The organism is Synechococcus sp. A15-60, from assembly GCF_014280095.1.
Lineage (GTDB): Bacteria > Cyanobacteriota > Cyanobacteriia > PCC-6307 > Cyanobiaceae > Synechococcus_C.
Genome location: NZ_CP047933.1, coordinates 1938020 through 1963213, shown reverse-complemented (window position 1 = coordinate 1963213; position 25194 = coordinate 1938020). Strand labels below are relative to the sequence as shown.

Below are 25194 nucleotides of genomic sequence, written 5' to 3'. Positions count from 1 at the left end.
AATCACAAATCCTTAGTCTGTGGTCGAGAGACGAAGTGTTCTCATAAACTGATCGGGCTGTTGCTGGCTGCGATCGGTGCCCCGGGTAGGACTGATCGTCAATGATGGCAAGCCATTGGCTGTCGAAACAGCCACTGCGATTCAGTCGCAACTTGAGCGTGGTGGCCATGAAGTTGTGCGCGCCAGTAGCTCGGGTGGGATGGTCGGCTTTGCCAATCCCGATCAGCACCTGCGCATGCTTGGTTATGCAGCTTGCGTGCCCGAGGGATTTGATCAGTCGATGGTGCTGGCGATCGTGCTGGGGGGCGATGGCACGGTGCTGTCGGCTGCGCGTCAGACGGCGCCGGTTGGTGTGCCGATTCTCACGATCAACACCGGTCATCTCGGCTTTCTTGCCGAGGCCTACCTCGATGACCTGGACCGGGCGCTGAAGCAGGTGCTCACCCAGCAGTGGACGATTGAAGAGCGCGCCAATCTGGTGGTGAGTGTGATGCGAGGGGATCAGCGTCGCTGGGAGGCGTTATCACTGAATGAGATGGCCCTGCATCGGGAACCGCTCACCAGCATGTGCCATTTCGAGATCGCGATCGGACGTCATGCGCCGGTGGATATCTCTGCCGATGGTGTGATCCTGTCGACGCCCACCGGCTCGACCGCCTATGCCCTCAGCGCCGGCGGTCCGGTGATCACGCCGGATTGCCCGGTGCTGCAGCTCACGCCGATCGCCCCCCATTCGCTGGCTTCACGGGCCCTGGTGTTCAGTGACGCTGAGCCGGTCACCGTGTTTCCGGCCACGCCCGAGCGTCTGATGATGGTGGTGGATGGCAGCGCAGGTTGTTATGTGTGGCCGGAAGACCGAGTGCTGATCCGTCGCAGTGACCATCCCGTGCGTTTCGTGCGGCTCACCGATCACGAGTTCTTTCAGGTGTTGCGCAACAAGTTGGGCTGGGGGCTTCCCCACGTGGCCAAGCCGGATCGCCCATGACGCGCATCGATGCCAACGCGATTGCTCACACCGGCGGGGATTTGGTGCTGTTGGTGGGCGGCCAGGCGGTGGCCTTGGCGGACCGCTTGAAGGCCTCCGGTTACCAACCGCTCGACTGGGGCAGTGGCGCCGCCAGTGGAGTGTCCGCGGAAGGCCCATCCCATCCGGTCGCGGCGATTCTTGCCGATGATCAAGCGGACAGGGTCAGCGATCTGCGGCGCCGGTTCGGGGCGTTGCCGATCCTGATTGGCGTGCAGGACGACAGCGTGGCAGCTCGGGAGCACGTGTTCGCCTGCGGGGCGGATGACTTCTGGTTCCCCTCAGTTGGACCCAGTGATCTGCTCCAGCGCTTGCGCCTGCATCTGGCGATTCAGGCTCAGAGTCAGCAGCGGCGCCCCATGATGCAGATCGGCAACCTGAGTGTCGATCTGGCGTCCCGACAGGTGCGTCGGGGCAGTCGTCCGGTTGCTTTGACGGCGCGTGAATACTCCCTGCTGCTGCTGTTGTTGGAGCAACGCGGCACGGTAGTTAGTCGCGATCGGATTCTGCGCGAGGTCTGGAATGACGAGCAGGGATCCTCCAGCAATGTGATCGAGGTGTATGTGCGCTATCTGCGCCAGAAACTGGAGGAATCCGGAGAAGCCCGCCTGATTCATACCATCCGTGGCCGCGGCTACTGCCTCAGTGATGGGTTCCCCAAGCTGGAACCGCGCTGATGGACCTGCCGCCTCAGACCCTGCCACCGCAGACTCTGCCGATCGAAGCGCAGTGGTGTCTGGATCAACGCCCGTCGCTGTGCATTGCCCTGGAAGTGGCCGACACGGCTTGGGAGCAGCAGCTGGGAATGATGCAACGGCCGGCTCTGCCACCCCTGCGTGGCATGTGGTTTCCGGTGAAGCCCTCCCAGCCACTGCGCTTTTGGATGCACAACACCCTTGCTCCGCTCGACATGGTGTTTGTGCGCGACGGCAAGGTGCTGGACATCGCTGCACAGGTGCCGGTCTGCCCTGGACTCCCATGCCCGTCGTATTGGGCGGATGCCGACCAGAACGCCCGTGCAGACTTCGTTGACGGTGTGATCGAAATCGGCGCCGGTGAGGCGGCACGGCTGGGTATTCGCGTGGGTGATGCTGTTCAAATCGCACCTTTTGGCACGTCGTTAACGCAATAACGTGTTTTAGGCGTCACGTCGGCGTGCTTTCTGTGGTTGTATGGCTAGCCGAAGAAGCCTTTGGACTGCAGAAACAGGCCGACGGCGAGCAGCGGGCCAAAACCCGCGATCAGCAGGGTGATCTTCATGCGCATCGGCGAGACCTGCTTGTCTTTCTGAAGCGGCATGGATTAGCGGTGCGTGATCGTCGATTCTGGAGGGCCGTGCCGGAGCTTGCGGCCCTGCAGCACCAGAACCGGGTTCATCGGCGACAACCGCGTCCCTTCTGCCAGAGGCATCCCGCGCCAACTCTGATGTTGGTGCATGCGCACGCTCCAGCCGGCTTCGCTCAGCAGTGGCCGCAGTTCCCCCACGGCTTCCAGGGTGGCCATGGGAATTACCACCACCCCGCCAGGCCTCATGCGCGCGATCACCGCCTGCAACAGCGCTTGGCGTTGACGGCCGCCGCCGCCCAGCAGCACCCGATCGGGATCGGGCAGCTGCTCCAAAACGGAGAGCACATCGCCTTCGATCACCGCCGCCGGCTCCACTCCCAGGCGCCGGGCATTGGCGTGGATCAGTCTGCCGCCGCCGCTGCGACGCTCCACCGCCATGAGTTGCAGCTGCGGTTGCAGACGTAGGGCTTCCAGCCCAACGCTGCCGGTGCCGGCCCCCAGGTCCCACAGCACACCCGTGGGAGGCAAGTCGAGCTCGGCCAGCAGCTGGATGCGCACCTCCCGCTTGGTCATCAGGCCGGGACGGTCGTCGTGCTGGAGGTAAATGCCGTCTTCGATGCCGAAGAGGGGTAGCTGATCTGGGATTGGGTCTGCCGCGGGCTCTGCCAGCAGCACCACCAGGTGTAGGGGGTTGAGATCGCTGGGGATCGCATCGGTGGGAGCCAGTTGTTGCACCCGTTCATCCCCATGGCCGAGGGCCTCGCAGAGCCAAAGGGCGTAGCTGGCCTCCAGGCCGCTGGTGTGCAAAATGCTGCGCACGTCGGCCACACCACCGCGGCTGGGATCGGTGAGCACCGCTAAGGCGTTGGGGCGTTGCTGCAGCCGGCGCGCCAAGGGTGCTGGGTCGCGTCCGTGCAGGCTGATCCACTCAGCGTTCTGCCAGGGCCGGCCCAGGCGTGCGAAGGCCAGCTGCAGTGAACTCGGCCCTGGATGAAAGCGCAGGTTGTCGCGCCCCAAGCGTTCGATCAGGATCCTGCCAATCCCGAACCAGAGCGGATCACCACTCGCCAGCACCACAGCCTGTTGACCCGGCTCCAGCTTCAGCAAGATGTCGCTGAGAGCAATCGGATCGTCGCTAGCCATCCAGCGCAGGTTGGGGGGGCATCCCGGCCACTGCTGCAACGCCGGCAGCACCCGCTTCGGTGCAGCCACTAGCTGGGCCTGCTGCACCAAACGCTGAGCCGCAGGCGGGAGCGTGCCTGGGGCGCCAGCGTCGGTGCCGATCACATCGATCATCAAGCCATTGTGCTGGGCTGACGACCCAGGCCCTGGTTTTATTCCAGGCCTGTGCTGCATTGGCTAATCCCAGTGGTGGGAAGTGTCGATAATCGCCCCCACGGAGGCCTGACGGTAGAGGTCGTTGTGGCTAAGACGTCGGCAAACGCTTGTTTCAGCCATGACTGCGCCACGTCGTCCGTTGCGTCATGTCTCTGCTGTGTTGGCGTCGCTGTGGCGTGTGGCGGTTTGGTCGGTCACCGTCTGAGACAAGAAAGGTTTTGCTGTAAGCAAGAACGACAACCTCTCCAGCACCTTCGCCAAAACCAACCCTGATGGTGATGTGGTGATCAGCCTGGGCGGAAATAGCAGTGAAGACACCACAATTGAGATTGAACAGGGTTGAAATGCCACGCAGCGGATCGACACCCTGACACCCAATGATCTTGACGGTTCATGGGGCTGGCCCGAGCTTCAGATCAGGTCGGACTTGAACTCCGATACTTGGAAAGCCTGGAATCACACCCGGGCTTTTGCATGGACCTGAAGGAAGGATGCCTTCTGGCTGACAGGTGCTGAGGCCTTGTCATGCAAGTTGCCAGATAGACCTATCGAATCTCCGGATCATTGTTTTTATGCCGACGTAAAGAAGCTTTCGTTCCGTTATTGAATGCCTTTTGTATGCTTGCTCCCAATCGGGCAGTTTTTGATTGATTTTGTTTTTCATTTCTTGCCTTGTGGCTAGAAAAAGAATGAACAGAATTGTCGATGACTTGGGTATGTCAGGTGTTTCCCGCCAATGGCGCAGGCGTTCCTCAGCCTTGCTCCTGTCTGCATTGGCATTGGCCACTGTTGGTGCATCCAGCCATGGCGTGAAGGCGCAGGTGCCTGAGGGCTACACCACGCCGATCCCTGAAGAGCTGTTTACGCCTGACCAGGTGAACACCAGCGTGGGCACCTTCCGTTTTTTCGATGGCATGCCCGATGCTGCCACGGTTGACACTAGTTTTGACAATCTCAAGTTCATCCGTGCTTATGAAACCTTTCTCACATTGATGCCTGCTGCCAGCATTGAAATGCTTCGTGCAGGCCATGCTGAGATGGGGGTGGATGCCTACAACAAAGTGATGTTGATGGCGCCGCTTACGTCAAATCCGCTTTTTTTAACTGGCAACACTGACACGGTGTATGGCTCCGCCTTTTTCAATTTGAAGGAGACAGGGCCGATGGTGATCGAAATCCCAGCAGGTTTAGGCCCTGGCACCATCAACGATGCTTTTTTCCGTTTCGTTGCGGATACCGGTGCACCGGGTCCAGACCGGGGCAAGGGTGGCAACTATTTGATTCTGGGCCCGGATGATGCGGAGCCGGCGAATACCGATGGCTACTTTGTGTTTCGCTCTCCCAGTTACTCCAACTGGTTGATTTTGAGAGCTTTCCTTGATGATGAGGGGAAGCCTGACAAGGCTGTTTCGAACTATCAAGAGGGCCTCAGGCTCTACCCTCTCTCGCGCAAAGACAACCCTCCGGAAATGATCTTTATCCAGGGAGGAGAAGCGATTTTTAATACAGTGCATGCCAATAATTTCCATTTCTATGAAGAGCTTGATGTGGTGATTCAGAGAGAGCCGATCAGCCTGCTCGATCCTGAATTAAGGGGTTTAGCTTCCGCGATTGGTCTGGAAAAAGGAAAGCCATTTGCACCCAGTGCGCAGGATCGCGCTGTGCTGGAGGAGGCAGTGCAGGTTGGTGTTGCGTATGTGCGTGCTGATATGGGCAAGCCACGCAATCCCGATGTCTATTTTTATGAGGGGAAGCAATGGTTTACGCCATTTGGTGGTGGGAGCCATGAATGGCTGATTGATGGCGGTAAGGGTGGTCGGAATCTCGATGCTCGCAACAATTTCTTTTGGGGCTACACCGTTAATACGCCGGCCATGGTGTTGAAGATGGTGGGCGTTGGTTCTCAATACGGGGTGGTGGCCACGGATGCCACGGGTGCCTATCTCGATGGCAGCAAGACCTACAAATTCACGGTTGATGCTGACGTCCCCGCCAAGGATTTCTGGTCGATGGTGGTCTATGACCCTCAGACCCGTTCTGAGCTACAGACCGATCAGCCGCTTCCGAGTAAGAACAGCATGCGCAACCAAGACATGGTCGTGAATGCAGACGGCACCATTGATTTGTATTTCGGCCCAACAGCGCCAGAAGGCAAGGAATCGAACTGGATTCAGACTGTTCCTGGTAAGGGTTGGTTCGCTGTTTTCCGGCTTTATGGCCCTCTGCAGCCGTGGTTCGATAAGACCTGGCAGCTCAATGATATTCAGCCTCTCGGTTGAGATTTAAATCGATCGATTTCACTTTCCAACCTCAACCATGACTCGTTTCAAGCACCTCCCTTCCACTGTCCTTTCCGCCTTGTTTTTGGCATGCAGTGGTTCTGCGCTCCAAGCTGCTGATGTCGTGCCCAAGGGCTACAACACACCAATCCCTGTGGATGTGTTGACGCCGGATTCGGTGACCACCCGAATCGGCACGTTCAATTATTTCGATGGTTTCCCGGACGATGAAACCATGCGCAAGGCCCGCCTTCAGGTGGACTTGGGCCGCGGTGTGCAGACCTTTCTGAACTTCATGCCTGCAGCTTCGCTTGAGATGCTGCATGTGGGCCATCGTGATGGCTATGGCCTTCAGACGAACCGTGATATCGGTGTGTTTGAAGATCTCATGAGTTCAGACTCTCTTTGGCTTACAGGCAACACCGACACGGTGTACGCCTCCGCCTTCATTGACCTAAGCGACGGCCCGATGGTGGTTGAAGTGCCCGCCGGAACGGGCCCGGGCACGGTGAATGATGCCTTTTTCCGCTTCGTGATCGACATGGGCGGTCCCGGTCCAGACAAGGGCCGTGGCGGCAAGTATCTGATCCTTGGGCCTGGTCAGTCGGCTCCTGCTGATGCCGATGATTATTACGTGGCTAACACGCCGAGTCTGATCAACTGGGTGATTCTGCGTGGTTTCTTGGATGCTGAAGGCAGCACGGAGACGGCCAAAAATGCATTTCAGAACGATCTGAAGATCTATCCGTATGCCCAGCGGATGAATCCCGCCCCCAATACGTTCAAGAACCTCACCGGTTTGAATGTGAACACCATTCATGCCAACGACTTCAAGTTTTACGAGGAGCTGGATGATGTGATTCAGCGTGAACCGTCAGAGGTGTTCTCACCTGAATTGCTGGGGATGGCCTCGGCCATTGGCATTCAGAAAGGCAAGCCTTTTGCTCCATCGCCTGCGCAGAAGGCCTTGCTCACCGAAGCGGTTGCCATTGGCAACGCCACCGCACGTTCGATCCTGTTTGCTCCCCAGGACCCCAAGGCCTATATCTATCCGGACAAGGCTGGTTACTGGCAGACCGGATTCCCTGGGGGAAGTCACGAATATCTCGTGAATGGTGGCAATGGTGGACGCGATATGGATGGACGCACGCTGTTCTTCTATCTCGCCACGGTGAATACCCCGGCAATGGCTCTGGAACTTCCGGGCGTCGGTTCGCAATACGCCTTCGTTTCCAGAGACAGCAGCGGTGCCTATCTCGACGGCGGCAACAGCTACAAACTCACCATCCCCGCGAATCCTCCGGCTGAACGGTTTTGGTCGTTTGTAGTTTACGACCCACAAACTCGCTCGATGCTGCAGAGCGAGGCAATGCCCTACCCCAGCAAGAACAACAAGCGCAACACCGACATGGTCGAGAACGCCGATGGCAGCGTCACGCTCTATTTTGGACCGGAAGCGCCGGATGGCTTGGAGACCAATTGGGTGAAAACAGTCCCTGGCAAGGGTTGGTTTGGCATCTTCCGTCTGTATGGCCCAGGCCAGGAGTGGTTTGACCGCACCTGGACGTTGGGAGCGATTGAACAAATTTGAGCGTTGCAGGCATGGCTCTTCACAGACGCTATGCCCAGGGCTGGCGCGGTTTCATAAAGGAGCCATTCCCAGAGACTCCCGAATGGATGAGACGGTGGAATTAGTCAAACAGCCAGCGCAGGCCTAGGTTCACGCCGCTTTGATCCACGCTGTAAGCGTTGCCACCTCCTCCGGCGTAATCAAGACCGAAATATTTGTAGGAGAGGGAGACTTGAGCTGAGTTCCCCAGGGCATAGGCAATGCCTGCCTGGGCGGTTCCACTCAAATCTTGCTCTCCGCTCAGTCCAAATCCACCTACATCAAGGTAAGCAAAGGCTTGCCAGTCTTCACTAATGGCGTAGGTGCCAAACACACCGATCAGGGGTTGAACCCAGGTGTTGCCGTAGCTTTCGTCTGAAGATTTCTGCAGCTCACGGGTGTACTCCTTGCTGACGCGTCGTCCTTCAACAGTGAGTGAGGCTTCGCTGTCCAGTGTCCAGCTGGTGTGGATGTTGGCATCGATGATGCGGGCTCCGACCAGGCCAAAGAAGCTGCTGCTGCCTTTCTCCATGCGTGGTTTCTGGATGGCTCCCCCCCGGTAGCGGAAGGCGAGATCGACGACCGTTTGGTTGGCGTCGACGTCAAGATCCAGATCACCTTTGACACGCACGGTGCGCTCGCGCAGATAGCCAGGGACGCCGAGCTGATTCCGCAAAGGGTTGTTGGTTTCCGTGTAGAAGGATGCCGATTGGCTGTCGGACAGGCTGCCGTGATACACACCGGCCATGAAGCCAAAGCGGCCATATTCCACCTGTGCTTTGAGGGTGAGTGCCTCATCGAGGGTGTCGATCACATCGGAGAGAGACAGCGCCGCCTTGGATTGGTTGCCGTTGATTTCTGTGGTCGAGAAGGTGGTGGGCACTAAAAAGGCATAGAGATCGAGATACACCCGCCAGGAATCGTCTTCGTCTTCTCTTGGTGCCACCTCAGGCGCAAGGTCTTCGGCTTGGCTGAGCACCAGCGGAGTCGTGAAGACTGCGGCACTCGTCTCGCCAGCAGTGAGGGTTTCGAGGGGCTTGGCAGAAACCCCCAAACTCAAGGTGCTCAGGGATGCCAGAAGAGCCAGAGACAGCGCTCGCATCGCACTCATCAATCCATTGCGCGAACCGTAGGGGCGGCAGGGAATCTCTGCTTTTCAAGCTTGTCCCGACCGTACGGAATTGTTGCGGCAAGCATTGGTCCCTGGTAAATCAACCTTTAGACAACGCCCATTGCTGAAGCTTGATTGATGCTGTTCCGTCTGCGCATGACTCGCAACGTCTCCTGGCTTTTCGGTCTTGCTGCCCTGTTGGTTCCCACCTCAGTCGCAGCGCAGGGCCAACCCCAAACTCTGGTCGCCAACCCGGCTGATTTTGATTTCACTCCCCTGGAGCTTGCTGAGCTAAAGCTGGCTCAGGCCCCGGATGTTGAGCAGCCTTCAGGCACAGGCAATCCACCCGTCGCCGCTGCCCCTGACGAATCCCCTGCGCAGGAGAACGATTCTCTGGCGCAGGCGGCCCAGAATCCGATAGCCAGCCTGATCAGTGTTCCGATTCAGTGGAATTCGACGCCTAACACCCAATGGGCACCGAACGTCACCCTTCCGTCGCCGAATCCAAACGATCCACCAATCTCCACCAACTTCAAGGCGAATCAAACCCAGAACGTGGTGAACGTTCAGCCGGTGGTCCCCTTCAAGGTGAATGATGGCCTCACCTTAGTAACTCGCACGATCGTTCCCTTCATCTCCCAGCCTTGGGCACGTGGAACCTCGATTCAGGCGATTGGTGATATCAATCCCTCGGTGTTCTTCGTGCCCACTTTGAAGGGCAATTTCACCGTGGGTGTTGGCCCCACCCTGGTGATGCCAACCGCAACCGATAGCCGCCTAAGTTCCCAACGTTGGAGTGCCGGCCCCGCCGGTGTTCTGGTTTACACCAAGGGCCCGATCGTTGCGGGAGGTCTGATTAACAACATCTGGTCGTTTGCCGGTGAAGGCAAGCGTGATGTCAACAAGATGTTGATTCAGCCATTCCTCAACTACAACCTGCCCAAGGGTTGGTATCTCACCAGTTCCCCGATCATTACGGCGGACTGGACCTCAGAAGACAGCAAGGGCTGGACGGTTCCGATTGGCCTCGGTGTGGGTCGTGTGTTCAAGTTGGGGACGCAGCCCGTTAATGCGTCTCTTAGTGCCTATTACAACGCTGTGAAACCTGAAGTGCTGGGTCAGACGCTCATCGGCGATTGGACTTTCCGCGCACAGGTTCAGTTCCTGTTCCCCACGGGCAGCTGATGCTGCTTCGCTGATTGCATTAACTCGCTGTTTGATGGCGTTCAACCCTTGAACCGGTCAATGCGGTCGACGTTTTTCGATCATCATCTCTGCTTCATCCTGGGTCGGCTATGAGTGATCAACGTGCTCCGATGGTGGTGATTCCTGCTGGCGACTATCGCGTCGGTTCGGAGTCGTTCTATCCCGAAGAATCGCCTGTGCGCACCATTCATGTGGAGGCGTTTGCGATCGATGTGGCACCGGTCACCAATGCCGAATTCGCCCGCTTCGTTTCAGACACCGGCTACTTGACGGTGTCTGAAAAGCCACCTGATCCTGTGTTGTATCCCAACCTGCCCCCCGAAGAGCAATGCCCTGAGTCGGCGGTGTTCATTCCACCGCCGGCCAACGTGGATCGCAGCCAGCCATTGTCGTGGTGGGCCTTGGTGGAAGGAGCGGATTGGCGTCATCCCCAGGGACCGTCCACCAGCATCGACGACCGCATGGAGCATCCGGTGGTGCATCTTGCCTATGAGGATGCTGTGGCCTATGCCGAGTGGGCGGGGAAACGTCTGCCAATGGCTGATGAATGGGAAGTGGCAGCCCGTGGTGGTTTGGTGGAGCAAGACTACGCCTGGGGTTCTGAAATGACACCAGATGGCCAGTGGATGGCCAATGTCTGGCAAGGGCCATTCCCTTGGAGGAATGAGCAGATCGATGGCTGGTTATGGACCTCGCCTGTCGGCAGTTTCCCTGCCAATGGCTACGGCTTGGTCGACATGTGTGGAAACGTCTGGGAATGGACGTCGACGCTGTTCCCGGTTCCCAAAGGTGAACAGGAACGACGGATTATCAAGGGCGGGTCATTCCTGTGTGCGGACAACTACTGCCACCGCTTCCGACCAGCTGCACTGATGGGACAGACGACGGACACCGCCACCTGCCACATGGGATTTCGCTGTGTATCGGATTCAGTGTGATTGCGGTTGTCGTTGATCAAACCATCGTCAATACGTTCAGCGCAAGTTGGAGGTCTGAGGCAGTCCACGCCACTAGGCCAACACAAACCGCCCTAGCTCTTCGAGCGAGCAGAGGCACAGATGAGAAATCTTGATGTATGAACACTCCCCGTTGCGTGGATCGTGGACACGGCTTCTTTGTGGTGCTGGTGTGTGATTGATCGACAAGAACTATTGGTGCTGATCCGAATGGTGCGTTATTTGTTGATGTTCACTCCATTAACGTCAACCCATGGCTATGCAAGGAGAAGTTCCAAGGCCTCGTTGCCTCTCCAACGTCTGCCATGTCGAGTCTGATCAAAACGTCTCACCTGCTCCGCCGGATGGTCGTGGGTGGTGGCTTGTTGCTGGCGACCAGTGTGTCGATCGTCGACATGACGCAAGGTCAAGCCCAGGCACGTGAATTTGACCGGACGACACTTCCCATTGCAGAGCCAAGGCCTGAAAAGGTCACCAAGGTGCTCCCCTCCGAGGTGCCGATGCCCCCGCAGTGGGAGGTAACGGCACCCGCTGGTGCTCCCAACGTGGTGATCATTCTTCTCGATGACGTCGGCTATGCAGCACCATCCGCTTTTGGCGGGGTGGTGAACATGCCTACCGCTGAAAAGCTCGCCCAGAATGGCCTGCGCTACAACCGTTTCCACACTACGGCTCTTTGTGCGCCCACGCGAGCAGCGTTGAAGTCCGGACGGAATCATCACAAGGTCAACACCGGTTCAATTCCAGAGATTGCCACTGGTTATGCGGGCAATTCCACCGTTGTGCCGGATTACGCCGTGCCGGTTGCGGAAATCCTCAGACTCAACGGCTACAACACAGCGGCCTTTGGCAAGTGGCACGAAACCCCGGGTCGTGAAACCACGGCTGCTGGCCCTCAGACCCGTTGGCCAACGCGCCAGGGATTCGAGAAGTTCTACGGATTCGTGGGTGCGGAAGACAACATGTGGGAGCCCACAATCCATGATGGTGTCACCGTTGTGGATGCACCGCAGAAAGATCGGTATCACTTCACTGAAGACATGACCGATCAGGCGATCGGCTGGGTTCGTCAACAAAAGGCCATCAAGCCAGATAAGCCCTTTTTCATCTATTACTCCTCAGCCGGTGCCCATTCTCCGCACCATGTGGGTCAAGAATGGATTGCTAAATACCGAGGTAAGTTTGATGAGGGCTGGGATGTTCTGCGGGCACGTAATCTTGAGAACCAGATCAAGGCAGGAGTTGTTCCTCCGGGCACTCAGATGGCGCAAGCGCCCGCGAGTGTTCCCAAATGGGACAGTCTGACGCCGCAGCAACAGCGAATCTATGCCCGTCAGGCAGAAGTGTTTGCAGCCTTTACCGAGCACTCCGATCACCAAGCAGGTCGATTAATCCAAGCCATCGATGATCTCGGTGAGCTGGATAACACCTTGGTGATTTATGTCACAGGTGACAACGGTGCCAGTGTTGAGGGCGACATGAGCGGCCATTGGAATTGGAATCATTACCTCAATGGTGTTGAAGAAACGCCGGATGAACAGGAGGCAAAGTTGGATGAATGGGGTGGGCCGACCACCTATCCCATGTATCACCTCGGCTGGGCGATCGCCTTCAATTCACCGTTTGCTCTCTCCAAACAGGTGGCCGGTGATTTCGGTGGAACACGCAATGGAACAGTGATTCACTGGCCTGAGCGCATCAGGCAAGGTGGCGGTATTCGTTCACAGTTCTCGCATGTGAATGATGTGGCCCCCACGATTCTTGAGGCGGCCAATCTACCGATGCCCACCATGATCAATGGCATCCCGCAGATTCCCATGCAGGGAACCAGCCTGATTTACACATTCGATAACCCAGGCGCTGAAGAACGGCACAGCACGCAGTATTTCGAGATCATTGGCAACCGCGGCATCTATCACGACGGTTGGATGGCGCGCACCACGGTGATGTACCCATGGGAAGCACCCAACCGAATGAATACGGTCGAGGCCGATGATGGTTGGCAGCTGTATGACACCACAGTTGATTTCAGCCTCTCCAACGATTTAGCGGCTCAATATCCCGATCGCTTGGAGGCCATGAAGGCGAAGTTCATGGAAGAGGCGATTGAAAATCAGGTGTTGCCCCTGGATGATCGTTTGCTTGAGCGGCTGGTGCCATCCGTCGCTGGTCGACCGACCCTGCTGGGGGATCGGACGTCCATGGATTTGTATCCCTACGCCTGGAATATGGTCGAAGATTCGATCATCAATGTAAAGAACGTCTCGAACAGTGTGACGGCCTATGTGGATGTGAAAGGGGGCGAAGAAGATGGTGTGATCTTCTCTCAGGGCGGTCGATTTGGTGGTTGGTCGCTTTATGTTGAAAACAACAAGCCCTCCTACACTTACAACTACATGGGAGAGCTGTTCACATTCACCAGCAACCAGCCGTTGCCTGCTGGCAAATCCGAGATTCGCTTTGAGCTCGACTACGACGGCGGTGGCGTCGGCAAGGGCGCTGACGTTCGGCTGAAATTGAATGGTGAGGTGGTCGCTGAAGGCCGTATGGAGAACACGATTGCTTCGCGTTTCTCCATTGATGAAGGTGCTGATGTTGGCCTTGATCGTGGCTCGGCGGTCACGGTGAGAACCATTGGCCCTCGCCGTTACAGCGCCTATGGCGGTCAGATCGACAAGGTGACAATTCAGATTTATCCCAAAGCCACCGATGTCGCTCAGCAGTGATGGCTCGGAGTGATTGACTCCCTCCAGCGGGATGACTCCAGGATGGAGTCATCCCCTTTTTGTTGGTTGGCTTTCACTGGCTGACGTCATGGACTGGACCGGCCAGGCGCTTGCGCCAGTGGAGGAAGGGAGTCATGCCGATCGCCGTCATTAAGACGTAGCCCACTATGGCCGCCTTGAGTTCGCTTGCTTCTGGTGCCATCCGTTGCACCAAGAGCAGCGCTAACCCTGGATTGCGCATGGCCATCACGAGCGGAATCGTGCTTCGTTCCGCTCGGTCTATGCCGGCGACTGCAAAGCCAAGGAGTAGAGCAATCAACGTGAGCAGCAGCATCAGAAAGGCTCCGCGCAGGTCGGCAATGAGTGTCAGCGACACCTTGGGCAACGCTGCAATCAACACCACGGCTAACAGCAACAGCAGCAGGGTGGAAGCGGTTTTCTGCACGATGGGATTCCAGCGTTCGGCCCAATCGCTGCACCATTGGCGCAAGCTCATCCCCACCAGCAACGGAACTACTTGAGCGCTGAAGACCTGGGCGGCTACGTCTTTGGCGGAGATGCTCCAGACGGTCTCGGCTGCGTCGATCGGCAGCTGGTGGATCCAGATCGGCACGCTGAGGATTGCGGCGCACGATGAGCACAACTGAAGCCTGGTGGCCAACGCCGGATTCCCAATCACCTGGCGACTTTTCAAGCTAATCAGCGGAGCACTGGGGCAAATTGCCATCACCATCAAGGCCGTCGCCATGGCAGGCGAGAGGCCCTGGCCGAGCGGTGAGCGCAGCAACAGCAGGGCTGCAACGGGGATGCCAAAACAGGTGGTGAGCAACACCTGAAGCAGCCAAGCGGGTCTGTGCTTCATCCGACCGAACGGCATGGCCGGTGGATGCAGCCCCAACGCCACCATGACAAGAAAGAGGGCCACCGAAATCAAGGTCGACATCAATCGGGCCTGTGTTGCGTGCGCTTTTGTCGCAGAGCGCGTTGGCTCAAGGCTTGGCTCAGCGTCGTACTGGGGCTTTCAGCGAACAGCTGTTGATTGGCCTTGGCGAAGTGGCCTCGGCTGCGAAAGCCAAAGTGCTGTGGCTCCATTGCGTCACCATGCCCATCAATGCGCGTTTTGACCGCATCTCTGCCTGAATGGATTTAGTGGCCAGCACGGGCAGTACGTTGACGCTGCACTCCGGATGGCTGCTGTGGTTCGCTCTTGCCTCGCTGTGTTGCTGCTGTTGGTGGGGGCCTCGCCCTCAGTGGAGGCTTTCGAGGACTGCAGCCTGATCACACGAATGATGAACTCCATCGGCGCCTCGATGGCCCGCAATCGGATGTTCATTGCGGCATCGCAGGAAACGGGCGAGAACCGGGAACAAGCAGATGCTGCTAGCGCTCAGCTGTCGCGACAGTCGCGCGATTTCCGTGAGCTGCGGGAAGATTACGTACGCAACAAATGCGGCAATGCCTGGGACTGAGTCATCGGCGGTGCGCCGTCAACGGCTGCATGAGCTGTTGCTGGCCTTGATCGCCCGGGAGGACGATCTGGAGTTGATGGATGCCGAGGGCCCCGTCGGTTTGACCGGTGCAGCCTCCAATGAAGGCCCCGCTGACGCTGCGCGCTGGCTGGATCGGAATCGGCGCGTGCTGCACCGCTATCAGGCGATGGTGCGCACCGCCGTCACCCTCGATGCATTGCTCGACAGCGAAGCTGGCGGCTTGCATGAGGTGTGAGCTGGATGGGTGGCATCCAGATGACTGCGGGGGTCTGCTGAACGGCTGGTAGACGGCCCCTGGCCAGTCCCGCCAGGTCTGCCAGTGTGGGGCGACTTTCGGCCTTGGGCATGGCTCCGCTCGGTTTCTCCGCTCTGACGTCTTTGCTCGGTCGTCAAGGCAAGACAACGGCGTGGCAGCCCCCGCAGGCCAGCTGGAGCCAGCCCTTCGGATTGGGCTGGGAGCAGCCCTATACGGTGCGCTATGCCAGCAATCTCGACGATGGCCCCAATCACGGCATGCCCTTGGGGGGCTTCGGAGCAGGCTGCATCGGTCGGGCGCCGGATGGCAACGTCAACCTCTGGCACTTGGATGGCGGCGAGCACTGGTTCGGGGTGTTGCCCGACTGTCAGTTTGCTCTGTTTGAGAGCAACGGCAGCAGCAAGCGCGCCCATGCCTTGGCGGTGAAGCCTGATGGGGATGCCTCACGCCCTAAGAGCGGTGAACCACTCCAGGCCTGGGACTGGTATCCCGCCAGTACGTCGGAGCAGAGCACCGGCACTTATGCCGCCCGTTATCCGCTGAGCTGGACGAACTATGAGGGCGTGTATGACGCCGAGGTGCGTTGCGAGGCCTTCAGTCCGATTCTGCCGGGCGATTACCAGCGCACCAGCTATCCGGTAGCGGTGTTCGTGTGGACCCTGCGCAACCCCACCACCAAGCCCCTGGATCTGTCGCTGCTGCTCAGCTGGCGCAACACCACCGGCTGGTTCACCAACACCGATTCCTCCGCCGAGGTGCACTTCCGTGACGACGGCAGCCCAGAGCACAACTACGCCCCGGCGATTGGCAAAACCAACGGGCAACGCAACCGCTGGATTGACGATGGCAACCTCAAAGGTGTCGTCTTGGAGGGTCCTGTCTCCAATCCTGTCGCTGAGGGTGAAGGCCAGTGGTGCATTGCCACCAACGATCAGCCAGGCATGACCATTCAGCGCTGCAGCCGTTGGAATCCCGCCGGCGATGGCAGTGAGCTCTGGAGCAGCTTCAGCGCCGATGGCTCGATTCCAGAGAGCAACAACGATCGGCGGAGTGGGGCCGATGATCCGCTCAGTGCGGCGCTGACAGTGCAATGCCATCTCGAGCCGGGCCAGAGCATCGAGATCCCTGTCGTGATCAGCTGGGATCTGCCGGTGACGGCTTTTGCCACCGGCAGTCAGGCCCTGCGCCGCTATACCGATTTCTTCGGCACCGGCGGTGATCAGGCCGCGGCGATTGCCGCTGAAGCCCTGCGCGATTGGAAGAGGTGGCGTGAGCAGATCGAAGCTTGGCAGCAGCCGGTGCTGCAGCGCACGGAGCTGCCGGAGCCGTTGCGTATGGCGCTGTTCAACGAGCTCTACGACTTATGCAGCGGCGGCAGCCTGTGGAGTGCGGCGTCGCCTGAGGATCCCCACGGCCGTTTCGGCGTGCTCGAGTGCCTCGACTACGCCTGGTATGAAAGTTTAGATGTGCGCCTGTATGGCTCCCTGGCCCTGCTGCAGCTGTGGCCAGAGCTCGACAAGGCCGTGCTGCGCAGCTTTGCCCGTGCGATTCCCGCTGCCGATGCCACGCAGCGTCCGATCGGCTGGTATTTCACCCAGGGAAAGGGCCGGGTGGAAGCGGACCGCAAGGTGAAGGGCGCTACGCCTCATGATCTGGGCGCTCCCAATGAAGTGCCCTGGGATGCCACCAATTACACGGCTTATCAGGATTGCAATCTCTGGAAAGATCTGGGCAGCGATTACGTGCTTCAGGTGTGGCGCACCTACAAGCTCTCGCCCAGTGGGCAAGACCTGCGTTTCCTCTCGGAGTGTTGGCCCTCCGCAGTGGAGGCCTTGCGTTACCTCAAAACCTTCGATGTGAACGATGACGGCCTGCCCGATAACGGCGGTGCGCCGGATCAGACCTTTGATGACTGGCCATTAAAGGGAGTGAGTGCTTACTGCGGTGCGTTGTGGATCGCCGCGTTGGAAGCGGCCTTAGCGATCGGGCAGACGCTGCAGCTCAAAACCGGGCTCGACACCTCGGCTGAACAGCGGCAATTCAGCGGTTGGCTGGAGCAATCGCGCAGCAATTTCGACACGTTGCTGTGGAACGGCGAGTACTACGACATCGATGCTGAAAGTGGCACGCCAGTGGTGATGGCCGATCAGCTGTGCGGGGACTTCTATGCCCGCCTGCTGGGGCTGGAGCCGGTGGTGAGTGAAGCCAACAGCCGCAGCACGCTTAAAGCCGTGAAGGAAGCCTGCTTTGAAGCCTTTGATGGCGGCAAGCTTGGTGTCGCCAATGGGTTGCGCCGCGATGGCACACCTTTGGATCCCAATGGCACCCATCCCTTGGAGGTGTGGACAGGCATCAACTTCGGCATCGCTAGCTACTACCGCCTGATGGGCGAAGGCCAAACCGCTGAAGCGATCTGCTCAGCTGTGGTGGAGCAGGTATATAGCGGTGGTTTGCAATTCCGCACGCCGGAGGCAATCACGGCGGTGAACACCTTCCGGGCTTGCCACTACCTGCGGGCGATGGCGATCTGGGGTCTCTGGGCGACGCACACCGATTGGGCGGTCATACCAGGCGCCGAAAGAAGTCAGTGCGCTTGATGACCTGATTGGTTGAGAATGTCTGGAAAGCTTTTCTTTGGAGCAACTGTTGTGGTCTGGAGGTCAATTGTGGAGACTCATATGGTGCTGGCTCAGATGTTTTTTTGAGGCAGATCAAGGAATTGCCGAGGATTTCAAGCAACGCTCAATGCTTAGTTGTGATGTGGAAACGAAATGACCCAATGCTGATTCCTTCCTTCACTTTTTTTATGGTTTTCGGCTTTTGATTTCTCAGATTAAAAAGCGCATTCATTGAACTCGCTCAGTGGTTGATTGCGCCAAGTGTTGGCCCAATGTTCATTGGTCAGAGAGGCAATGAAAAGGAGCTTTTTGAAGCATTTGATGATTTTGACCTTTAACGCTGCATTGGGTCTGCGGGTGGTTCTTGCCAACGAGAGAGTCCGGCTGAGACAATCTCAGTTGGTCCTCGCAGCAAGAATTCAAGAGCAACGTTGTCTTCAGGTGTTAGCTCAACGTTCTAACGCCTCTTCAGTTCAAGGTTGATGCTGCGACTGAGCTTCAGGGTTTCGTGATCGTTCTGATTGGTGTCGCTCAGTTCCAGATTGAAAAAAGAGGCGGAGTCGGCGTCAAACAGAGGCCCCGCATGCCAGGTGCCCAGATGCAATTTGATGCCTTCCCCGGCTTCAATGCGCAGCAGCCAGGCCTTGGATGCATCGAGCACAGGCCCTTCAGTGTCGGGTGGAGCCAGCAGCAGCCAGAAGGGGCGACCTTCCGCGGAACTCAGGCATTGGGTGGCGTTCACATGGCGTGTCATCGCTGTCACCTTCAGCGGCCGTCGCGGGATGCGCATCACGTAGTAACGCAGCCTCCCGGGCCCGAAGCTCAGCTCCGCGTCCTGCTCCCCGGGCGGTGTCATGTCGTCCACCTCGCGTAGGGCCGTGCCGCACGCCTCGAGACGTGCGTCCAGCAGGGACCCCGCTTTCAGGGGCTGATGCTCGATCATGGGAACACTGTTTGCGCTTGATTCATGCTCGCGTTGCGTCGTTTGCTTGGCATGCTGCTGGTTGCCGTAACGCTGTTGCTACTAACGCCGATGGCGGTGAGCGCGCAGGTGCACGAGCACCAGGATGAAAACGGGGCACCGATGCTGCGCAGCCTCGAGAGCCTGCGCGATCTCGATTACCAGAGCTGGCAGGCGGTGGCCTACCGCACTGGCAAGCCCGGCAATCCCGTGGTTCTGCGCATCGTGGGCTACCCGGGCAAGCTGCGCTTGGAACACCCCGCGCCGCTGCTTGTGCAAGCTGGTGTGAAGGAGTGGCAGCTCGACGACATCACCCTCGATAATCCGGTATTAGCCACTGATGGCCGTGAGGCGGCGGCGGAGTTTGCGCTTGATCCTCTGCTCAATGATCTGAGCAACAACCGTCCGCTGCGCCTGTTCATGCCGGGGGTGTTCAACGAGATGCCCGTTCCTCCCTATGTGGTGGCGGAGTGGCGTGACGTTCAGACCCAGCCCCTGAGCTGATGGAGTCCGTCGGCGGCTCGCATCAAAACTGGCTGGCCTGGATGCGCCGAGCGCTCCAGCTCGCCTCCCTCGCTGAAGGCCACACCAGTCCTAATCCCCTGGTGGGTGCGGTGGTGCTTGACGCCGAAGGACGCCTGGTCGGTGAGGGATTCCATGCCCGTGCCGGTGAGCCCCACGCTGAGCCTGTTGCCCTAGACCAGGCCGGTGACGCCGCCCGTGGCGGCACAATCATCGTCACCCTGGAGCCCTGCTGCCACCAGGGCCGCACGCCCCCTTGCACCGAAGCAATCCTCGCGGCTGGAGTGCGACGGGTGGTGGTGGCGCTCACCGACCCTGACCCCCGCGTTGCCGGCGGTGGATTGCAGCGGTTGCGGGATGCAGGATTGGAGGTGATCAGCGGCGTGCTGGCCGCTGAAGCCGCCCATCAAAACCGCGCCTTTCTCCATCGGGTGCGCACGGGCCGGCCCTGGGGGGTGCTCAAGTGGGCCATGAGCCTGGATGGCCGCACCGCGCTTCCCAATGGTGAGAGTCAGTGGATCAGCGGACCGTCGGCTCGCTCCTGGGTGCATGGCATGCGGGCCCAGTGCGACGCGGTGATTGTTGGCGGTGGCACTGTTCGCGCTGATGACCCGTTGCTCACCAGTCGGGGGCGGCGATCCCCCGAACCGTTGCGTGTGGTGTTTAGCCGCAGTCTTGATTTGCCTGCTGGCGCTCAGATCTGGGATCAGCAGCTGGCCAGCACCCTGCTGGGCTATCCGATTCAGGCCGAGTCTGCTCTGTCCGCCGACTTGCGTGCTGTGGTGCAGGCGCAAGGGGTGGCGATGGAGGCGCTCGATGCCTCGGAACCGGAGCTGTTGCTGACAGCCTTGTCCAAGCGCGGCTGCAACCGCGTGCTCTGGGAGTGTGGTCCGGGTCTGGCGGCCGCTGCCATCCAGCAGGGTTGTGTGCAGGAAATCGAGGCGGTGATCGCACCCAAGCTGCTTGGCGGTGAACTGGCGCGGACGCCACTGGCCGACTTTGGTTTTACTGCCATGGATCAAGTGCTACAGCTGCGTGATCAAGACGTCATGCGGCTGGGTGATGATCTGCTAATGCGAGCCCAGCTGACTTGATCTGTCTCAACGGCTCAGATCCCTGCGGGTGGGATCGTCCTCTTGGCGTTCCACCGTTGCGGCGTAACGACCGATCAGCACTCCCATCACCACGGCCAGGTAGATCGGACCTGCAATGCCGGTGCTGACCGACAGCATCCGGGCCATGGGCAGCATTGGCTCGATGTCGCCAAACCCCACTGTGGTGAGACAGATAAAGGCGAAGTAATTGAGCTGAGAGAACACTGCCACAGACGTCAGCACGCTGGCATCAACGGCGTAGGCGGTAGCGGCCAGTTCGATCGGCTCAAAACTCCCTGGCTGGATGGTCTCCAGGCCCATCATCACCAGCCCAGCGGTGAGACCCAGCAACAGATACCCCGCAGCTGCTCCCATCAGCACGCTTGCCGTCACCTTGGTTTCCCTGGCCAGGCGTTGCACCAGACGCACCACGCTCCAACCCACCAGCACACTCCAGCTCACCACTAGGGGAATGCCGCTGTTGTGCCAACGCAAAGGGGTGAACAGCCACAACAGTTGAGTTACGAGGGCTAAGACACCCAGCCCTTGATACAGGCGGTCGTGCAGGGTGATCACCCGTTTGCGAATCATGACCAGCTGGGTGAGTAGCAGGGCGATCAGCGCGTAGCCCAAACCGCCCAACCAGGTGATTTTCGGGAACGCAAAGCTGATCATCACCAGCAAGCACAGCGACAGCAGCCAGGCGTAGAGCTTGTGGCTTCCTGGCTGCTGTCGCTGATCCGATCGCATTGCGTCTGCTCCCATCGAGCTGAGGATGGCGGGCTTTGCGTGCTCTGGCGAGCTTTGTGTTGCGGCAGCTCCGTTCGGTTCTCCGCCATCGCGTGGCAGCCGAGACACGAATCTCCGCCTTAGCCTGAGCGAAGGACTGGACGTGATTTATGCCGATCCGCGAGGACGACAACCGCCCCAATCGCCGCTTTGGGATTATCAACCTGGTGTTGATCGGCTTCGGTGTGCTGCTGCTGCTCAGCAGTTTCCTTCCCAATCAGGGCATGCAGCAGGTGCCACGGGTGCCCTACTCCCTGTTCATCGATCAGGTGAACGATGGCGCTGTGAAGCGCGCTTACATCACCCAGGATCAGATCCGCTACGAGCTGTCAGATCCAGAAGAAGGGGCTCCTTCGGTGTTGGCCACCACGCCGATCTTCGACATGGATCTGCCGCAGCGCCTGGAGACCAAAGGCGTTGAGTTCGCTGCGGCTCCTCCCAAGAAGCCCAACATCTTCACGACCATCCTCAGCTGGGTGGTGCCGCCCCTGATCTTCATCCTGGTGCTGCAATTCTTTGCGCGGCGTTCCATGGGTGCCGGGGGCGCTCAGGGCGCTCTGAATTTCACCAAGAGCAAAGCCAAGGTGTACGTGCCCGATGAGCAGTCGCGGGTCACCTTTGCCGATGTGGCTGGTGTCGACGAGGCCAAAGACGAACTCACCGAGATCGTCGACTTCCTTAAGTCGTCAGAGCGTTATACCGAAATTGGTGCGCGTATTCCCAAAGGTGTGTTGCTGGTAGGCCCTCCTGGCACAGGTAAGACCCTTCTCTCCAAAGCGGTGGCAGGCGAAGCGGGTGTTCCCTTCTTCATCATCAGCGGCTCGGAATTCGTCGAGCTGTTCGTGGGTGCCGGTGCTGCTCGGGTGCGAGATCTGTTCGAGCAAGCCAAGAAAAATGCGCCTTGCATCATCTTCATCGACGAACTCGATGCGATCGGCAAGAGCCGTTCGGGTTCGATGGGTGTGGTCGGTGGTAACGATGAGCGTGAGCAGACGCTGAATCAGCTGCTCACCGAGATGGACGGCTTCGCCTCCAAAGACAAGCCTGTGATCGTGCTGGCGGCCACCAACCAGCCTGAAGTGCTGGATGCAGCACTACTGCGCCCCGGCCGTTTTGACCGTCAAGTGTTGGTGGACCGCCCGGACCTGTCGGGCCGTAAAACCATCCTCGGGATTTATGCCAAAAAGGTGAAGCTCGCCGAAGGAGTGGATCTTGATCGCATCGCCCAGGCCACCAGTGGTTTTGCCGGTGCCGATCTGGCCAATCTGGTGAATGAGGCGGCACTGCTCGCCGCCCGTGCCAAGCGCACCAAAGTGGAGCAGGAAGACCTCGGCGAAGCGATTGAACGTGTGGTTGCGGGTCTTGAGAAGAAGAGCCGCGTGTTGCAGGACGACGAGAAAAAGGTGGTGGCTTATCACGAGGTGGGACACGCCATCGTGGGTCACTTGATGCCCGGAGGCAGCAAGGTGGCCAAGATTTCGATCGTGCCCCGAGGCATGAGTGCCCTCGGCTACACCCTCCAATTGCCCACGGAAGAGCGCTTCCTCAATTCACGTGAAGACCTGCAGGGTCAGATCGCCACGTTGCTGGGAGGTCGATCTGCGGAGGAGATTGTGTTCGGCAAGATCACAACCGGGGCTTCCAACGACTTGCAGCGCGCCACCGACATCGCCGAGCAGATGGTGGGCACTTACGGCATGAGCGACACCCTGGGACCCCTCGCCTACGACAAGCAGGGTGGTGGCCAGTTCCTGGGTGGTGGCAACAACCCTCGGCGTACCGTGAGTGATGCCACGGCCCAGGCCATCGACAAGGAGGTTCGCGCGCTCGTTGACAACGCTCACGAGCAGGCCCTAGCAATCCTTCGCCAAAACATGGCCCTGCTGGAAACCATCGCTCAGAAGATCCTCGAGAAAGAGGTGATCGAGGGTGATGAGCTCAAGGACATGCTCAATGCCAGCGTTTTGCCTGAAGCCGTTGCGGCTTGAGGCTTGACGAATTCGCTGTCTGTCTCCGATAACACTCCTTTGAAGTCCGGTTATGGCGTCCGCCACCACCAGCGTTGCTGCCGACCTCTCCACTCTGAGCGGTCGCGACTTTCTGTCCTCAGCGGATGCCTCTGCTGGGCAGACCGCTGCGCTGTTGGAGCTGGCAGGTCAGCTCAAGTCGGGTGATCGACGCATCGATTTAGGCAATAGGGTGCTTGGCCTGATCTTCACCAAGGCCTCCACCCGCACGCGGGTAAGTTTCCAGGTGGCGATGGCCAGGCTGGGCGGCCAGACCGTGGATCTCAACCCCCAAGTCACCCAGCTGGGACGCGGTGAGCCATTGGAAGACACCGCCCGGGTTCTCAGCCGTTTTTGTGACGTGCTCGCCGTTCGCACCTTCGCTCAGCAGGAGCTGGCGGATTACGCGTACTGGGCCACGATTCCGGTGATCAATGCCCTCACCGACCTTGAGCATCCCTGCCAGGCCCTGGCGGACTTCCTCACCATGCGGGAAGCCTTCGGAGATTTGCGAGGTCAGACGCTCACCTATGTGGGTGATGGCAACAACGTGGCCCATTCGCTGATGCTCTGTGGCGCTTTGCTCGGTGTGAATGTGCGCATTGGCTGTCCGGAAGGGTTCGAGCCGTTACCAGGTGTGCTCGAGCAAGCTCGCTCCCTGGCGGTTGGCGGTGCACAGATCACGGTCACCAGTGATCCAGCGGAGGCTGCACGCGGTGCTCAGGCTCTCTACACCGATGTCTGGGCCTCGATGGGCCAGGAGCAGGAGCAGGCCGAACGGGAACGGGCGTTCCAGGGGTTCTGCCTCAATGAAGAGCTGTTGGCAGAAGCCGATTCACGGGCCATCGTTCTCCACTGCCTTCCGGCCCACCGCGGCGAAGAGATCAGTGCAGGTGTGATGGAAGGGCCTGCCAGCCGCATCTTCGATCAAGCCGAGAACCGGCTGCATGCCCAGCAGGCTTTGCTCGCTGCTTTGCTCGGTGGTTTGTAGTTCCTGGCTTGGTGCTGGGAACTTCGCTCACGCGGTGTCGTAACAAATGCAGGACGACCAGATCCCACCAGCGAGATTTTCAAGTTCCTCGTCTGTCAGCGCTGACTGCGCTTTGCTGAAATCGTCCGTGGAGACGCTGAATCCTGACTCCTTGGCAATTACAACGACAGCGTCCGCATTGTCTGAGCTTTTGAGTTTCTCTTGAAGGCTCGTATCAGCCTTGACGGCCTCGAGGAATGCTTTGAGCTGCTCTTCTGGCATGGGCCAATGCCGCGTTGGTCACCTTGCTTGTAGCAATCCACTCACGAGAAGCAGGGGATGACCTCAATCATCGGCAGCTGTGATCTTGCTCACAGGCTTTGAGAGCCCAGGGGCACTGATGGGCATACTGCTTGAGAACCACTGCATGGCGTGCGCTCACCAGCTGTTGCTGCACGTTGGTCCCATTCACGAACAGTTCAGCCACGCTGCGGCCATAGCGGTCGGTTGTGATCCGCTTGATGGCAACGCCGCGTCCCACCACGAGTTGGCGCAGGTAGTTGCGTGCTGCTTTGGCTTGGTGTGGTTTGGCCCGTGATCCATTCAGTTCTGGTGTGTCGATGCATGCCAGACGGATCCGCTCTCCAGTGCTGGTTCGACAGGTGTCGCCGTCGTAACAGGAGGTGATCACGACCACGGCGAGCCCGGCAAGCAACATTCAGAGGCCTCACCCGCAAGCACCCACGCATTCGAAGGTGCCAGGGTCGTTGAACGCCAGGATCACCAGCACCACCACCACGCTCACCGCGACTAAGACAACAGGAACAATTTCATCATCGGGATACATGACCTGCGCAAATACCCAAAGCCTTTGCACTTTGCCTTGGATGGCACTGAATGCCACGTCCGCTCCAGCGGATTGTCAATTGGATGTTGGTAGTGGTGAGTTTGG

25 protein-coding genes are annotated in these 25194 nt (G+C 58.9%); 16 read left to right on the top strand and 9 right to left on the bottom strand.

Annotated elements, in window-relative coordinates; translation table 11 throughout:
- Positions 1-76: 76 nt before the first annotated feature.
- From SynA1560_RS10760 to SynA1560_RS10750, 3 genes are read left to right on the top strand one after another with little or no spacing between them, the layout of a single operon-like run.
- Positions 77-985 carry an NAD(+) kinase gene (locus SynA1560_RS10760; protein WP_186469264.1) on the top strand — a complete coding sequence of 303 codons (909 nt, stop codon included), beginning with the start codon at positions 77-79 and terminating at the stop codon, positions 983-985.
- On the top strand, positions 982-1701 hold the full coding sequence (locus SynA1560_RS10755; RefSeq protein ID WP_186500493.1) for a response regulator transcription factor: 720 nt from the start codon (positions 982-984) through the stop codon (positions 1699-1701). Before SynA1560_RS10760 ends, SynA1560_RS10755 begins: the two co-directional genes overlap by 4 nt.
- Positions 1701-2156 (top strand): DUF192 domain-containing protein, encoded by a 456-nt coding sequence (locus tag SynA1560_RS10750; protein WP_186469262.1) that lies wholly within the window; start codon positions 1701-1703, stop codon positions 2154-2156. Before SynA1560_RS10755 ends, SynA1560_RS10750 begins: the two co-directional genes overlap by 1 nt.
- A gap of 44 nt (positions 2157-2200) precedes the next feature.
- Here the strand turns inward: SynA1560_RS10750 and SynA1560_RS13855 are convergent, their stop codons facing one another.
- Together SynA1560_RS13855 and cbiE are read right to left on the bottom strand one after the other, a co-directional pair.
- Complete coding sequence (locus SynA1560_RS13855) at positions 2201-2323, bottom strand: hypothetical protein (RefSeq protein ID WP_255476935.1); 123 nt, start codon at positions 2321-2323, stop codon at positions 2201-2203.
- A 3-nt stretch (positions 2324-2326) separates the two neighbouring features.
- On the bottom strand, positions 2327-3607 hold the full coding sequence (gene cbiE, locus SynA1560_RS10745; RefSeq protein WP_186500492.1) for a precorrin-6y C5,15-methyltransferase (decarboxylating) subunit CbiE: 1281 nt from the start codon (positions 3605-3607) through the stop codon (positions 2327-2329).
- 758 nt (positions 3608-4365) lie between these two features.
- Between cbiE and SynA1560_RS10740 the strand changes: the two genes are divergently transcribed.
- Positions 4366-5928: a DUF1254 domain-containing protein gene (locus SynA1560_RS10740; RefSeq protein WP_186469260.1), complete on the top strand. Its 1563-nt coding sequence runs from the start codon at positions 4366-4368 to the stop codon at positions 5926-5928.
- Between the two features lie 37 nt (positions 5929-5965).
- Complete coding sequence (locus SynA1560_RS10735) at positions 5966-7519, top strand: DUF1254 domain-containing protein (RefSeq protein ID WP_186500491.1); 1554 nt, start codon at positions 5966-5968, stop codon at positions 7517-7519.
- Positions 7520-7619: 100 nt separating this feature from the next.
- On the opposite strand, the gene SynA1560_RS10730 is transcribed toward SynA1560_RS10735, so the two are convergent.
- Positions 7620-8648, bottom strand: coding sequence for a hypothetical protein (locus SynA1560_RS10730; protein ID WP_255476934.1), 1029 nt, complete (start codon positions 8646-8648; stop codon positions 7620-7622).
- 156 nt (positions 8649-8804) lie between these two features.
- Between SynA1560_RS10730 and SynA1560_RS10725 the strand changes: the two genes are divergently transcribed.
- From SynA1560_RS10725 to SynA1560_RS10715, 3 genes are all read left to right on the top strand, one after another.
- A complete protein-coding gene (locus SynA1560_RS10725; protein ID WP_255476933.1) occupies positions 8805-9833 on the top strand; it encodes a neuromedin U in 1029 nt (342 codons plus the stop codon).
- A 110-nt stretch (positions 9834-9943) separates the two neighbouring features.
- Complete coding sequence (locus tag SynA1560_RS10720; RefSeq protein WP_186500489.1) at positions 9944-10792, top strand: formylglycine-generating enzyme family protein; 849 nt, start codon at positions 9944-9946, stop codon at positions 10790-10792.
- A 323-nt stretch (positions 10793-11115) separates the two neighbouring features.
- On the top strand, positions 11116-13536 hold the full coding sequence (locus SynA1560_RS10715) for an arylsulfatase (RefSeq protein WP_186500488.1): 2421 nt from the start codon (positions 11116-11118) through the stop codon (positions 13534-13536).
- Positions 13537-13609: 73 nt separating this feature from the next.
- On the opposite strand, the gene SynA1560_RS10710 is transcribed toward SynA1560_RS10715, so the two are convergent.
- Positions 13610-14479, bottom strand: a complete 870-nt coding sequence (locus tag SynA1560_RS10710) for a bile acid:sodium symporter (RefSeq protein WP_186500487.1) — start codon at positions 14477-14479, stop codon at positions 13610-13612.
- A gap of 53 nt (positions 14480-14532) precedes the next feature.
- Here SynA1560_RS10710 and SynA1560_RS10705 point away from each other — a divergent pair, with 53 nt between their 5' ends.
- The 4 genes from SynA1560_RS10705 (at position 14533) to SynA1560_RS10690 (ending at position 17879) form a co-directional block, all read left to right on the top strand.
- The gene (locus tag SynA1560_RS10705) at positions 14533-14676 is read left to right on the top strand and encodes a hypothetical protein (RefSeq protein ID WP_186500486.1); all 144 of its coding nucleotides are present in this window, start codon (positions 14533-14535) and stop codon (positions 14674-14676) included.
- Between the two features lie 47 nt (positions 14677-14723).
- Positions 14724-15005: a hypothetical protein gene (locus SynA1560_RS10700; RefSeq protein WP_186469252.1), complete on the top strand. Its 282-nt coding sequence runs from the start codon at positions 14724-14726 to the stop codon at positions 15003-15005.
- Positions 14992-15261, top strand: a complete 270-nt coding sequence (locus tag SynA1560_RS10695; protein WP_186469251.1) for a hypothetical protein — start codon at positions 14992-14994, stop codon at positions 15259-15261. The genes SynA1560_RS10700 and SynA1560_RS10695 overlap by 14 nt, the downstream gene beginning before the upstream one ends.
- A 110-nt stretch (positions 15262-15371) precedes the next feature.
- Positions 15372-17879, top strand: coding sequence for a GH116 family glycosyl hydrolase (locus tag SynA1560_RS10690; protein WP_186500485.1), 2508 nt, complete (start codon positions 15372-15374; stop codon positions 17877-17879).
- A gap of 478 nt (positions 17880-18357) precedes the next feature.
- On the opposite strand, the gene SynA1560_RS10685 is transcribed toward SynA1560_RS10690, so the two are convergent.
- Entirely contained in the window at positions 18358-18843 is a 486-nt protein-coding gene (locus SynA1560_RS10685) for an ureidoglycolate lyase (protein ID WP_186500484.1), read from the bottom strand.
- A 24-nt stretch (positions 18844-18867) separates the two neighbouring features.
- Between SynA1560_RS10685 and SynA1560_RS10680 the strand changes: the two genes are divergently transcribed.
- On the top strand, positions 18868-19365 hold the full coding sequence (locus tag SynA1560_RS10680) for a DUF3122 domain-containing protein (RefSeq protein ID WP_186469248.1): 498 nt from the start codon (positions 18868-18870) through the stop codon (positions 19363-19365).
- Positions 19365-20477: a bifunctional diaminohydroxyphosphoribosylaminopyrimidine deaminase/5-amino-6-(5-phosphoribosylamino)uracil reductase RibD gene (ribD, locus tag SynA1560_RS10675; RefSeq protein ID WP_186500483.1), complete on the top strand. Its 1113-nt coding sequence runs from the start codon at positions 19365-19367 to the stop codon at positions 20475-20477. Before SynA1560_RS10680 ends, ribD begins: the two co-directional genes overlap by 1 nt.
- Before the next feature lie 6 nt (positions 20478-20483).
- Here ribD and SynA1560_RS10670 read toward each other — a convergent pair whose 3' ends face one another.
- Positions 20484-21242 (bottom strand): potassium channel family protein, encoded by a 759-nt coding sequence (locus tag SynA1560_RS10670; RefSeq protein ID WP_255476932.1) that lies wholly within the window; start codon positions 21240-21242, stop codon positions 20484-20486.
- A gap of 134 nt (positions 21243-21376) precedes the next feature.
- Between SynA1560_RS10670 and ftsH the strand changes: the two genes are divergently transcribed.
- Both ftsH and argF read left to right on the top strand, forming a co-directional pair.
- Positions 21377-23254: an ATP-dependent zinc metalloprotease FtsH gene (gene ftsH, locus SynA1560_RS10665; protein WP_186469246.1), complete on the top strand. Its 1878-nt coding sequence runs from the start codon at positions 21377-21379 to the stop codon at positions 23252-23254.
- Positions 23255-23306: 52 nt separating this feature from the next.
- Entirely contained in the window at positions 23307-24263 is a 957-nt protein-coding gene (gene argF / locus SynA1560_RS10660; RefSeq protein WP_186469245.1) for an ornithine carbamoyltransferase, read from the top strand.
- A gap of 27 nt (positions 24264-24290) precedes the next feature.
- Here the strand turns inward: argF and SynA1560_RS10655 are convergent, their stop codons facing one another.
- The 3 genes from SynA1560_RS10655 to SynA1560_RS10645 all read right to left on the bottom strand — a co-directional run bounded on the left by SynA1560_RS10655 (position 24291) and on the right by SynA1560_RS10645 (position 25146).
- Positions 24291-24524 carry a Nif11-like leader peptide family natural product precursor gene (locus SynA1560_RS10655; protein ID WP_186500482.1) on the bottom strand — a complete coding sequence of 78 codons (234 nt, stop codon included), beginning with the start codon at positions 24522-24524 and terminating at the stop codon, positions 24291-24293.
- A 67-nt stretch (positions 24525-24591) separates the two neighbouring features.
- On the bottom strand, positions 24592-24960 hold the full coding sequence (locus tag SynA1560_RS10650; RefSeq protein WP_186469243.1) for a thermonuclease family protein: 369 nt from the start codon (positions 24958-24960) through the stop codon (positions 24592-24594).
- A 9-nt stretch (positions 24961-24969) separates the two neighbouring features.
- On the bottom strand, positions 24970-25146 hold the full coding sequence (locus tag SynA1560_RS10645; protein ID WP_186471247.1) for a hypothetical protein: 177 nt from the start codon (positions 25144-25146) through the stop codon (positions 24970-24972).
- Positions 25147-25194 lie beyond the last annotated feature (48 nt).